This window comes from Lentzea sp. HUAS12 (assembly GCF_024125735.1).
Classification (GTDB): Bacteria; Actinomycetota; Actinomycetes; order Mycobacteriales; family Pseudonocardiaceae; genus Lentzea; species Lentzea albida.
The window spans coordinates 4,407,892-4,420,075 of the sequence record NZ_CP099738.1 but is presented as its reverse complement, the minus strand read 5'-3'; the positions used below and the strand labels follow the sequence as shown (position 1 = coordinate 4,420,075).

Sequence of the window (12,184 nt, the reverse complement as noted above, 5' to 3'; positions counted from 1 at the left end):
TTCATGAAAGCCGCGATCGGGTGTTTCGATGGGCTCCTTGACGAAGGAAACTCGCCGGTCGGATGCTGCAGGGAACGCCGATCGAAAGAGGTCATCCATGTCCGCTGATGCCCGGATCGCGGGTGTTCTCCAGCTTCTCGGGCTGGGTGACGACGCGACGGTACGCCCTTTTCCGGCCACGCCGACACCCTGGGCGTCGACCTATTCCATCGAGGCCGACGGCACCCGCCGGGTCCTGCGCCTGATCGACCTGCGGTTCGCCGAGGAGGGCGTCGTGCCGACGGAGTTCCGGGCGGCCCGGCTGCTCGGGGAACAGGGCGTCGGCCCACGGGTGCAGCACGCCGATCCGGAGGCCGGTGTGCTGGTCATGGACGAGATCGACGGCACCCCGGCGGTCACCCGGCCGCTGACCCGGTGGCAGGCGCTCTCACTCGCCCGTGTGTTGCGGGAGCTGCACACCCTGGAGATGGACGGCCAGCCGCGGCTGCACGTGAACAAGGAGCGCGCCGCGACCGCGGCGGTGGCCCGCATCGCCGCCCCGGTCCCGGAGTTCGCCCTGTACTGCGAGGCGTCCGGGCGGTTCGACTCCCTGCGTGCCGCGCTCGCCCGGCTCGGCGTCGCGGATCGGTTGTGTCACAACGACCTCAACCGCGGCAACGTCGTGTTCGACGGCGTGCGGGCGTGGCTCATCGACTTCGACCACCTCGGCGTCGGAGACCCGATGTACGACCTGGCCAACGCCATGCTCTCGCAGGGCATCGACGGCGAGCTGGGTGAGGAGTTCCTCCAGGCCTACTTCGACCGCCCCGCCGACGCGGCCGAGACCGCCCGGCTGGAGCTGATGGCCTGCCTGGTGCTGCTGCGCTACGGCCTGAGCGCGCTGTCCCTGGTGCCCGCCGAGCTGCACGACCGGCTGGGCACCTGGACCCCCGACATGCTCGGCGACCCCTTCGACTTCTCCCCCAGGGAGAACGAGGAGGTGGGCTGGCTCGTCTTCCGGCTGAGCCTGTCGTTCGTGCACGCAGGCATGGCACGCCTCGACGCGGACGCCGCGACGCGCGCCGCCGAGACGCTCGGGCTGCTCGGTGCACGGGTCTGAGCGGGCGGCCATGACCCACGTCGTCGCCACCGCTGGACCGGCCTGCTCCTCGCCGGAGGTCCTCGGCGACCTGCTCAAGGCGGGCGTGGACGTCTTCCGGTTCACGGCCTCCAAGACCCCCGTGTCCCGGCTCGTCTCCCTCGCCGAGGACGTTCGCGGGCTCGCCGCGGGCCTCGGTCTGCCGGTCGAGCTGGTGCTCGACCTGCCCGGTGCCAAGCAGCGGCTGACCAACGACGACTACCTCGACCTGGCCGGTGTCACCGGACTGGTGCTGCGCTTCGACGGTGGCCCGTCCGAGTTGTCCGGCCCGGTGCCGGTGCTCGGGGTGGCGGGCCTGCGTCCCGGCGACCCGGTGCCGCACGAGGGCGACCTCGTCGTCATCGGTGACGGCGAGGACGCGCTGCGGATCGTCGGGCACGACGCCGGATCGTGCACGGCGGTACCGCTGACCACCGGTGTGATCGGGATCCGGCGGGGACTCTCGTTCCCCGGCATCCGGCGCGCGGGCGACGCGCAGGAGCTCACCGACCACGACGTCGCCGGGCTGCGGGCGATGGCGGGCACGCCGTTCGACGCGGTGGTGCTCTCCTTCGCCGAGTCGGCTGATCTCGTCGAACGCGCTCGCGCCGTGCTGCGGGAGAGCGCCGGCGGGGCTCCGCTGCCCGCGGTGGTCGCCAAGATCGAGACCGCGGCCGGGGCGGCCCGCGCCGACGAGGTCGCCCGTGCCGCCGACGGGATCCTGCTCGGCCGGGGCGACCTGCTGCTCGACACCGGCCCGGTCGAGTTCCACGCGGCCTGCCGCCGGGTGCTCGACGCGGGTCGCACGGCCGGATGCCCGGTGGTCGTCGGCACCCAGCTGCTGACGAGCCTCGCGGCCGGCTGGCTGCCGCACCGGTCGGAACTGGCCACCGTCAGCGAGCTGCTCGGTGAGGGCGTGGCCGGGCTGATGCTCGCCGAGGAGACCGCGGGGTTCGCCGACCCGGTCCGCGCCGTGACGCTCCTCAGTGGACTCCGCGACCGGTACGCGCCCACCACCGTCCGGACCGCACTCTTCCCGGGCCGCCCATGACCCAGCGACCCTTCATCTCCGGAATCCTGCTGGACGGGCACGAATGCAGCGGCAAGACCAGCCTCGCCCGTGTGATCAGCGCCGGCCTGCGGGCGCGTGGCCACGCGGTCACGCAGTCACACGGCACGCTGACCGGGGGCGGGCTCGTGGAGGCGATGCTCCGCGAAGCGGTGGCGGTCTTCGACGACGCCGTGGACCGGCCCTTCCACGACCTGCGGTTGTGGCGCCGGTTCAACAGCATCCGCTCGGCGCAGCTCGTCGTCGACGCCGAACTGGCGCGGCCCGGCCCGGACGAGGTCAGGGTGCAGGACCGGTACTGGCTGACCCAGCACTCGTTCAACACCTTCCTGACCCCCGGTGAGGGTTACCTGGCACCGGAGTGGATCCGCACCAGGGCTCCCCGCTTCGCGGTGCAGGTCTACCTGACGTGTGCTCCCGCCGCCCGGCGGGAACGGATGGCGGCCCGCACGGGCCCCGCCAAGCACGCCGTCAACGCCTTCCTGCACCGCCACCTGGACGAGATCATCCGGCTCGACGAGCTGACGCTGCGGCAGGTCGTCGACGATCCCGAATGGACAGTGCTGCGCACGGACCACGTGGGGGTGCCGGAACTCGCCGAGCAGGTGCTCGACCTCTTCGACACCGCTGACCGGGCAGGCAACACGTCCCGCCGCATCCTCGACCACCTGACGACCCGAAAGGCCACCGCCTCGTGAAGGACAGCACCCTCCTCATCCCGGCACCGCTGCGCGCCTACATGCTCGCGCACAGCGTGCCGCTCGACGCCGTGCAGCAACGGCTGATCGAGCGCACCACGGCGCTGCCCGAAGTGGCGCACTGGCAGACCGCACCGGAGCAGAGCGCTCTCATCACCCTGCTGGTCCGGGCTCTCGGCGCGCGGCACGCCGTCGACGTCGGCAGCTTCACCGGCATGTCCTCGCTGGCGATCGCCCGCGGCCTGCAACCGGGCGGCCGGGTGATCGCCTGCGACATCACCGACGACTGGACGCCGGTGGCGACCGAGGCCTGGCAGGCGGCAGGCGTGGCGGACCTGGTCGAGCTGCGCATCGCGCCCGCGATCGAGACGCTGCGCGCGCTCCCGGCCGAGCGGTACCTGGACTTCTCCTTCGTCGACGCGGACAAGGAGGGGTACCTGGACTACTACGAGGAACTCGTCGTGCGGACCCGGCAGGGCGGCATCGTCGCCTTCGACAACACCTTCCGGAGCGGCCGGGTGCTCGAGCCGGTCAAGGCCGCCGACCACGCGGTCATCGAGTTCAACGCGCGTCTCGCCAAGGACTCCAGGGTCGAGGTCGTCATGCTCCCCGTCGCCGACGGCATGTCGCTGGCGTGGCGCAAGTGAGCGCGCGGAACGCCGTGGCGACACCCACGCACCAGCAGGAGCACCCCGCCGACTGGCTCGCCCCGTTGCGGGAGCGGGACCTGCTGCCCGCGGACGCGCTCGCCGCCTTCGTGGTCGGTTCGGTCGCCCGCGGCTGGGACAACTCCCGCAGCGACTTCGACATCTACGTGGTCACGACCGCGGAGTGGGAGACCGACACCTGCAGCGCCACCCTGATGCCGCTCGACCCGCCGAGGGTCCGCAGCGAGGTGTTCTACGACAACGGCAGGCGCTGGGAGGTCACCTACTGGCTGGAGAGCCAGATCGACCAGATGCTCGCCAAGATCAGCTGGGAGAAGTACGCCGGCGGTGTCTTCGCGGGCGAGATCCTCTCTCCGCGCGAGGAGACCTCACTGGCCCGGTTCGCCCACTGCCTCCCGTTGCTCGGCGGCGAGTGGATCGACGCCAAGTACGAGCAGATGAAGCAGTCCGCGTTCCGCTCCATCGTCGTGGTCCGCTCGCTCGGCCTCGCCGACGACGCCGCCGAGGACGCGTTGGGACAGCTGGAGTCCGGACACCTGGAGAGCGCGGTGCTGTCGGCCCGCCGGGCGCTCGGTCACGCCGTCGACGCGCTGCTGGAGAGCGCGGGCGAGTACGGCAGCCACATGCCCAAGTGGCGGCCCAACAGGTTCAAGGCCGCCGCTCCCGACGTGCTGTCGTTCGAGAAGTACTGGGAGCTGGAGACGATGCGCGACTACGACCCGGCCGATGCCCGGCCGTGGGTCCGCTCCGTGCTCACCACCTGCCAGGACATCGCGATGCGAGTGGAGACCTCATGAGCACCGGCCTGCGGGTACCGCGCCGCTGTCTCGGGGTCCGGGTCCGCCGCGTCTCCGGCGACCTCGTCCTCGGCGTCGACGACGACGGACTGGAACTCACCGACGTGGCGAAGCTGATCTACGAGTCGGCGGACGGGCGCAACCGCGTCGCCGACATCGCGGACATCGTCGCCGCCGCCTACGAGGCCGACGTCACCGAGGTGCGCGACGACGTGGCCGAGTTCCTCGACGTGCTCGTCGACCGCGGTGTCGTCGAATGGACCGGCGAGGAGCCCCTGCGGTGATCCGTCTGCGGATGGACGACGACAGCCTCGGCCGGGTGCGGCTCGCGCTCAGTCCGCTGTGGGAGACCATCGGCAGTCTGGCGATCCTCGCCCGCTATCCGGGCGAGGCTCCGTCGCCCTACTCCCGCTGGGCCCGCGCGGTCCGCGGCGGCATGCCGCGGGAACTGGTGAAGGGCCTGGTGGAACCGCTGCGGCGGGCCGACCCGCCGTTGTTCCCACCCGGTTCCGTGCCGCTGCCCAGCCCGGACCGCGGCACGCTCGCGGCCGAGCTGGAGGAGCTGCGACGCCGGTACGAGGGCCACGGCGCCGATGAGCTCTGCACGCTGCTGGAGCGGTACTGGGACTGGGCGATCGCACCGCACTGGGCGCGGATGCGCGCGTCGCTGGAGGAGGAGGCGCTCTTCCGGGGCCGGACGCTCGTCGTGTCCGGGCCGGAGGCGATGCTGGAGGAGCTGGACGGCCGGGTGCTGTGGTCCCGGCCGGTGCTCACCGCGCCGTTCCACTGCGATCTCGACGTGTCGGTGACCCGCTCGCAGCTGCTGCTGGTGCCGACCGTGTTCGCCGGTGGAGTGCGGCTCTTCCAGCGGGAACCGGGCGTCGTGGCGCTCTCGTACCAGGCCAGGGCCACCGGCTTCTTCCAGGTGCTGACCGCGTCCGAACGGGTCTCCCGCACCGGGGACCGGCTCGCGATCCTGCTGGGCAGCGGACGCGCGCAGGTGGTGCGGGCGCTGGAGGTGCCGCAGACCACCACCGCCGTGGCGGCGTCGCTGGGCATGGCCAAGAGCACCGTGTCACAGCACCTGACGGTCCTCTCGGCGTCCGGGCTAGTGTGGAAACAACGGCTCGGCGGACGGGTCTTCTACCAACTGGACCGGGGCGGCGTCGCCCTGCTGGAACGACTGGGGTTGTGACCGTGGAGCTGCGTCCGGAACTCACCCGGCCGGACACCCGGCTGCACGCGTCCTGGCTCGCCTCCCACGCCGAGTGGCCGGCGGGGTCGCACCAGGACGGGGCCGGGCTCGCCGCCGGGGACGACGTGACCAGCCAGGAAGGCTTCGCCGCCTGGGTCGCCAAGCTGTTGCGCAGCGCCGATCCCGAGGTCGTCCCGGCACCCGGCCGGGCGCACTCGACCTACTGGTGGATCACGCACGACGACGTCTGCCTCGGCGCGATCGAACTGCGGCACGAGCTGACCCCCCTCCTGCTGGAGGCGGGCGGGCACATCGGCTACAGCGTGTGCCCCCGCTACCGGCGGCGCGGCCTCGCGACCTGGGCGCTCGGCACCGCACTGGACCGGGCGCGGGCGCGGGGCATGGACCGGGTGCTGCTGACCTGTTCACCGGACAACCACGCGTCCGGCCGCATGATCGAGAAGGCCGGCGGTGTGCTGGAGGACGTCCGCGACACCGTGATCGGCCCGAAGCGGCGTTACTGGATCACGCTCTGACGCGTCAGGCCGATCTCGGGACACCGTAGCGGCGCACCAGGTCGGCCAGGAGTCCCGCCGCCCCCAGCGGATCACGGCCGAAGGTGGTCTCCGTCGTGAGCAGCAGTCCGTCCACACCGGACTCCAGCAGGCCGCACACGTAGGCGAGCTCGGAGCGCAGCGGCAGCCACGAATGCTCCAGACCGGACAGCAGCTGCGTGCCCACCACCACCGGCACGGACAACCGCCGGCATTCCCGCACGGCGGTCGTGCACAGCCCGTGGAAGTCGATCACCCCGCTGTCCATGAGCAGGTCGCCGCGGCCGACCAGCACGCTGTCCGCCGCGGGGGCGATCTCCGCGACGTTCGCCACGCCGGCCCTGGTCTCGACCTTCGCCACGACGGCGTTGCCACTGCGCCCGCCCCACCGCGCGCGGACCGGTTCCAGCACGGCCGCGTCCTCCGCGAACGAGACGATCGCACCGGTGAACGCCGAGTCGCTCAACCGGTCGAGCAGGGCGAGGTCCGCCTCGGGGTCCGCGGCCCGCGGCCGGTGGGACCCACCCATCACCCAGACACCCTTGCGCGGACCGAGCACGCCGCCTTCGAGCGCTTCGGCCACGCAGTGCGTCGCCGTCGCCGACACCACGCGAGCCGCGACCTCGCCGTCACCGACGAGCAGGACGTCGCCGGGAGCGATGCCCGCGCCCAGCCCGGGATCGGACAGTCCGATCTCGGGCAGGTCCTGGTCGTGGCGGGTGGGCTGCGAGGCGTAGGCGACGCGGAACCGCGGTGTGGCACCGAGGTCGAGCGCGTCCGTGTTGGTGAACCGGATCTTCGCGCCGGGCAGGTCCAGCAGCAGGTCCACGTCCCGGCCCGCCGCGCGGCCCGCCGCACGGACGTCCGCCGCCTGCGCCGCGAGCTCGTCGGCGGCGAACTTGGACGCGGAGAACCGGAACCCGCCGACACCCAGGCGGATCAGCGCCGCCATCGTCTCCGGCGCGCGGGTCGCGGGACCGATGGTCGCGAGCATGGCCGTCATCAGCCGATCCTCTTGGACGGGGGAGCGGCGGGGCAACGCGGTCGTGCGCAGCATCCTCGATCACCCGCATCACCGCGTTCGATGGCCGGTCGTTCAGCCGAAGTCGCGGCGTCCGCGCAACGGGCTGAGCAGCAGCACGAGCGGTGCGAGCAGGGTTCCCGCGCACACCAGCCACAGGGCGGGACGCAGACCGGCGGCGTCCGCGACCAGCCCGCTGAGCGCGGCCCCGAGCGGAATCGCGCCCCACGAGACGAACCGCGTGGTCGCCATCACCTGGGACAGCAGCTCCGGAGGGCTCTCCGTCTGCCGGTAGGTGCGGGTCAGGATGCTGCCGACCACCACACCGGCCGACAGGCCCACGTTGCCGATCATGAAGTAGTGCAGCGTGCCGAGGCTCGTGGTGAACGGGATGACCAGGGCCAGCAGGCCGCCGGCGATGCTCGTGGCGATCAGCGCGCGGGCGGTGCCGAGCCAGGCGGCGAGCCGGGTCGCGACGGCCGAACCGAGGACCGCGCCGAGCCCGTCCATGGCCAGCACGACACCGACGGCCGCCGTCGGCACGTTCGCGGCCCGCACCAGGTAGACCGGTGTGAGCGCGAGCAGCGCGGTGCCGAAGAAGTTCGTCGCCGTCGCCCACCACAGGCAGGGCCCCATGACCGCGTGCCGGACCACGAACGTCCAGCCCTGCTTGATCAGCAGGCCCGGTTTCGGCCGGGTGCCGCCGCCGGTGCTCCGGTGCTCCGGGAGGGTGCGCAGGGTCAGCGCCGACACCAGGTAGCTGACGGCGTCGAGCAGCAACGCGAGCACCGGGCCCATCACCTGGACCAGCACCGCGCCCGCCGACGGGCCGCCGGTCTGGGTCACGGCGTGCGTCCCGGACATGAGGCTGTTGCGGGCGTTGAGCTCCTTGCGGTCCACGATCGCCGGCAGGAACGTCGAGTTGCCGATGTCGAACAGGACGTTCGCGAAGCCCATCACCAGCGCCGCCAGCAGCAGGTGCGCGTAGGTCAGCCCGCCGAGCAACCAGGCCAGCGGGATCGAGCCGATCGCCGCCAGCCGGACGAGGTCCATGGCGACCTGCAGGCCGCGCAACGGGAACCGCTGCACGATCACCCCGGCGGGCAGGCCGAGCACCAGCCAGCCCGCCTGGCCCGCCGCGTTGAGCAGCGTGACCTCGAAGACCGACGCGTCGAGGACGGTCAGCGCGACCAGGGGCAGCGCGACCATCGTGATCGCGGACCCGGCACCGCTGATCGTGGTCGCGATCCAGAACCGGCGGAACACCGCTGCCGGGCTCATCGCCGGTGCGAGCGTGGCACCGGCCTTGTCGTTGCCGCTCACCGCAGCGCCTTCCCTTCGGTTCTCGTCAGTGGCGCGTCAGCTGGCGGCCAGGTCACCGGTGGCGTGCACGCCCCACAGGTCCGCCCGTTCGAAGGCGTCCCGGGTCCGGGCGTCGTCGAGCGCGCCGGCCTCCGCGAAGTAGCGGACGACGGGACGGGCCGCCTCGGCGATGGTCCGGCGCACCGTGCGCGGCGGCCACGACTCGGCGATGACCTGGGCGGCCTCGTCGCCGGTCAGACCGATGCCGAGCAGGTGCCGGAAGGACTGCTCGTAGTCCGGTTCGAGGAACGCGTCGACCACGGCCGGCACGTGCGGCCCGATGGCCTGCTGCTCGCGCGGGGTGAGCGCGGGCCAGAGGTGCTTGAGCAACGTCCGGAAGTACTGGTGGTGCCGGCCCTCGTCGGCGGCGTGGTCGCGGACCAGTTCGCGCACGCTGCCGGGCAGCCGCTCGTCGCGCGGGATGTCCGACAGGATTCCGGAGATCAGCGTCTCGCTGACGATGGCGAACAGCAGCGACTCGACGCCGCGGATGTCGTGCGGCAGTTCTTCGCGCACCTCGTCGAGCCTGCGCAGGAACGACGGCGCGGCGGCGTGCTCGGGAACCTGGTACGGGATGGTGGTGCCGGCCTCGATCTGCCGGGCGAAGTCGTGCGAGAACTGGGCGTGCCACGCCTCGTCCGTCACGATCTTGAACGCGTCGGCCTTCATCTGCGGCGGCAGGACCAGGCCGGACCGGCCGCGGCTGATCTTCGTGGCCACCGGGATGACCGCGAGGTTCTCCAACTCGGTGGTGAAGTCGAGGTAGTCGTACAGGCGGCACAGCAGCAGCGCCTTGACGACCACCTCGCCCTTCGCGGCGACCAGCGGGTGCAGGACGACCGGGTAGAGCTCCGGGGGGAAGAAGAGGTCTGACGTCTCCTCGCCCGGCACGTAGTCCCGCCGAGGCTTGCGCCGCACGCTCGCCAGGTCCTCCCAGCGCTCGTACCGGCTGGCGTACACGGTCACCGGGGGGCGCGCCGAGGCGTCACCCCGCAGCAACTGCTCCTGAGCCATCGACTCGTACACGTCTCACCCGCTGAACGTCAGAAGTCGTTCGCCGAGCAGGGCTTCGAGGTCGGACCGGACCTCGTCGGCGTGCACGCCCGCCTTGTCGAGCACGTCGCCGAAGGTCGTGGTGCCGTCGAGCAGGCTCAGCACCCTCAGGACGGGACTGTCCTGCTCCAGGACGTACTCGATCTGACCCGCGTTGAGCAGGAACCACGACTCCTGGGTGTCGGTGAGGAGCTGGACGTCCGCGGTGAACGCCAGCACGCCCTCCGCCGGGTGGTCGTGCTCGGCGCCGAACGGCGTGGCGTCCGCGCCGGAGCCGGTCGCGGTCGCGGTCGCGAGGCTGACCCGGACGGGCCCGGCGGACAGGTCCGACAGGCGCGGCGGGGCGGCCGCCATCTCCGCCAGCAGACCCATGTTGACAACCCGCATGAGCATCTCCGCGGCAGGCGCGTTCGTCTCGCCGTCGCCGAACTCGGTGAGGCGACGCCGGATCGCGGCGCCGTCGAGGTACTGGTCGGCGCCGGGAGCGGCCAGGGCGCGCTCGACGAGCTCTCCGTCGTCGCGGCGCAGCAGGCGGATCAGCATCCGGTACGCGTGCCACGTGCCCGAGCCGTAGAAGAACGGGCCCTTGGGACGTTCCGCGATCCTGGCGGGCAGCAGGTCGCGCACCGCTTCACGCAGGATCTGCTTGTTCCACAGCAGCCGTGGACGCAGGTGCCCGGGGATGACCGCCGTCAGCTCGACGAGCCGGTGGTCGAGGAACGGCACCCTGGCCTCCGTGCCGCTGCCCGCGGCCGTGCGGTCCTCGTGCCAGACGTTGTACTGCTGCACCTTCGCGTACTCGGAAGCCACATAGGCCTGGTAGACGTCTGTGGTGGCGTCACCGAGCGACTGGGCGAGTGCGGCGTCGGAGAAGAAGTCGTGGCCCTCGGCCCACCAGCGGCGCAGGCCGGGATGCCGGTCGAGGCGGGTGGCGCGGTCGAGGTAGCGCAGGCTCTCGACGAAGGACTCCCAGCCGGCGCCGCCGCTCAGCTCGTCGGAGTAGCCGCCGTTGAACTCGTCGCTCGCGGCGCCGAGCAGCATGCCGCGCAACTCCGGGCGTTCGGCGCGGGCGAACCGGTGCAGTTCGTGCTTGTAGTAGACCTCGGGGCCGGTCATCGGCGTCTCCGCCAGCCACACGAGGCGCGCCCATTCCTCGGGCGTCGGCACGTGGTCCCGGTCGAAGACCACCTGGTGGTTCTCGACCCCGAGGCTGGTCGCCAGCCAGTTCGCGTGCTCCGCGTCGCCGTTGACCTGGGTGCCGCCGGACAGCGCCGTGAAGGTGTGCAGGCCCGGCAGCTGGGGAGCCGCCAGGGCGAGCACGGCCGCGGAGTCGATGCCGCCGGACAGGAACAGGCCGAGTTCGGTGTCCGCGGTCGCGCACTCCTGGACGGACTGCTCGAGGAGCGCGCGGTAGCGCTCGACGAACTGCTCCGCGCTGACGCCCTCCTCGGCGTCGGTGGGCATCTCCCAGTAGCGGTGGCTGTCGGTGCGGCCGTCGCGCAGGTCGATGCGCAGGATCGTGGCGGCGGGAACGCTCTCGACACCGGAGAACCAGGTACCCGTTCCGGGGCCGCCGAAGCGGGCGGACGCGGCCAGGTAGGGGATCTCGAGGGAGCTCTCCCAGTCGAAGGCGCGCGGGGTCGCCGGGTCGGCGAACAGGCCCTTGATCTCGGAGGACAGCGTGATGCGCCGGTCGTCGCGGTGGTAGTAGAGCGGCTTGATGCCGAACCGGTCGCGCGCGAGCACCAGCTGGTTGCGCGCGCGGTCGAACAGGATGAGACCGAACATGCCGCGGACGTCGTTCAGGAACTCGAGACCGTGCTCCCGGTACAGGTACAGCAGCACCTCGCAGTCGGAGCCGGTCTTCATGCGCGTCCCGGCGGGCAGCCCGGCCACGAGCTCGCGGTGGTTGTAGACCTCACCGTTCGCGATCAGGACGAGGTTGCCGTCGTCGCTGACCAGCGGCTGGCTCCCGTCCTCGGGGTCGACCAGGGACAGCCGGGTGAACGCGAGGCCGACAGGGCCGGTGCGCAGACACTCCCGGTCGTCCGGCCCGCGGTGGTGCAGCGTGTCAGCCAGCAGTTCGAGCAGGGCGTCGGCCTCAGGACCGAGGTCCTGTCCGTCGATGCGGGCGGTTCCCGCGATTCCGCACATGGCTGTTCCTTTTGACAGGTGGTTCAGGCGTAGGTGCGCGCCCTGCGAACGAGGGCGCGCACCTACGGGTGCCTACGGAACCGTCTCTCGCTCGCGAGGGCGGCTGTCCGTGTCAGGCTCAGGTGTTGACCTTCAGCACCGTCTCCTGCGAGACCTTGCTGACAGCCGGCTTGGCGTACTTCTTCATGTGTGTTCACCTCCGCTGCTACGTGTTCTCCATCCGGGAGCCGGGAGGTTCGTCCGCCCTGCTCCTGTCTGGTGATCACGACAAGACCACCGTCGGAGGTGGACGGTCCAGGGATTCGGTCCTCACCGAACACGGCCGTTCTTCCGCCCGGACAGCGCCGTGGCCCTCGCGCACCGGCTGTGACCGGCGAACTTCCTGGATTTACCGCGGAATAACCGGTCGTGTTATTTACTGGACGCGGGCACGGCGGCGGTGAACGACCGAAGTCGCCGATGACAAAGAAAAAGTAAAGATTGACGATGACGAGGT

General features: G+C 71.6%; 12 protein-coding genes. 8 read left to right on the top strand and 4 right to left on the bottom strand.

The genetic code is table 11. The annotated features are described in order from the left end of the window. The first annotated feature begins 97 nt into the window (after window positions 1-97). Genes ND450_RS19525 through ND450_RS19490 form a run of 8 tightly spaced genes read left to right on the top strand, consistent with a single transcriptional unit; the run spans window position 98 to window position 6,080 of the window. A complete protein-coding gene (locus ND450_RS19525; protein ID WP_253327496.1) occupies window positions 98-1,099 on the top strand; it encodes a phosphotransferase in 1,002 nt (333 codons plus the stop codon). Window positions 1,100-1,109: 10 nt separating this feature from the next. After that, window positions 1,110-2,168, top strand: a complete 1,059-nt coding sequence (locus ND450_RS19520; protein ID WP_253327495.1) for a pyruvate kinase — start codon at window positions 1,110-1,112, stop codon at window positions 2,166-2,168. Further along, a complete protein-coding gene (locus ND450_RS19515; RefSeq protein WP_253327494.1) occupies window positions 2,165-2,884 on the top strand; it encodes a hypothetical protein in 720 nt (239 codons plus the stop codon). The genes ND450_RS19520 and ND450_RS19515 overlap by 4 nt, the downstream gene beginning before the upstream one ends. Continuing rightward, on the top strand, window positions 2,881-3,531 hold the full coding sequence (locus ND450_RS19510; RefSeq protein WP_253327493.1) for an O-methyltransferase: 651 nt from the start codon (window positions 2,881-2,883) through the stop codon (window positions 3,529-3,531). Before ND450_RS19515 ends, ND450_RS19510 begins: the two co-directional genes overlap by 4 nt. Next, window positions 3,528-4,349 carry a hypothetical protein gene (locus ND450_RS19505; protein ID WP_253327492.1) on the top strand — a complete coding sequence of 274 codons (822 nt, stop codon included), beginning with the start codon at window positions 3,528-3,530 and terminating at the stop codon, window positions 4,347-4,349. The genes ND450_RS19510 and ND450_RS19505 overlap by 4 nt, the downstream gene beginning before the upstream one ends. Continuing rightward, entirely contained in the window at window positions 4,346-4,633 is a 288-nt protein-coding gene (locus ND450_RS19500; protein WP_253327491.1) for a PqqD family peptide modification chaperone, read from the top strand. The genes ND450_RS19505 and ND450_RS19500 overlap by 4 nt, the downstream gene beginning before the upstream one ends. Then, the gene (locus ND450_RS19495; RefSeq protein WP_253327490.1) at window positions 4,630-5,544 is read left to right on the top strand and encodes a helix-turn-helix transcriptional regulator; all 915 of its coding nucleotides are present in this window, start codon (window positions 4,630-4,632) and stop codon (window positions 5,542-5,544) included. Before ND450_RS19500 ends, ND450_RS19495 begins: the two co-directional genes overlap by 4 nt. A gap of 2 nt (window positions 5,545-5,546) precedes the next feature. Then, window positions 5,547-6,080 carry a GNAT family N-acetyltransferase gene (locus ND450_RS19490; protein ID WP_253327489.1) on the top strand — a complete coding sequence of 178 codons (534 nt, stop codon included), beginning with the start codon at window positions 5,547-5,549 and terminating at the stop codon, window positions 6,078-6,080. 4 nt (window positions 6,081-6,084) lie between these two features. Here ND450_RS19490 and ND450_RS19485 read toward each other — a convergent pair whose 3' ends face one another. From ND450_RS19485 to asnB, 4 genes are all read right to left on the bottom strand, one after another. Next, complete coding sequence (locus ND450_RS19485; RefSeq protein WP_253327488.1) at window positions 6,085-7,101, bottom strand: pyruvate kinase; 1,017 nt, start codon at window positions 7,099-7,101, stop codon at window positions 6,085-6,087. Between the two features lie 93 nt (window positions 7,102-7,194). Then, entirely contained in the window at window positions 7,195-8,442 is a 1,248-nt protein-coding gene (locus ND450_RS19480) for an MFS transporter (protein WP_253327487.1), read from the bottom strand. A gap of 36 nt (window positions 8,443-8,478) precedes the next feature. Further along, window positions 8,479-9,507: a diiron oxygenase gene (locus ND450_RS19475; protein WP_253327486.1), complete on the bottom strand. Its 1,029-nt coding sequence runs from the start codon at window positions 9,505-9,507 to the stop codon at window positions 8,479-8,481. Window positions 9,508-9,510: 3 nt separating this feature from the next. Then, window positions 9,511-11,688: an asparagine synthase (glutamine-hydrolyzing) gene (asnB, locus tag ND450_RS19470; RefSeq protein ID WP_253327485.1), complete on the bottom strand. Its 2,178-nt coding sequence runs from the start codon at window positions 11,686-11,688 to the stop codon at window positions 9,511-9,513. Window positions 11,689-12,184: the final 496 nt, after the last annotated feature.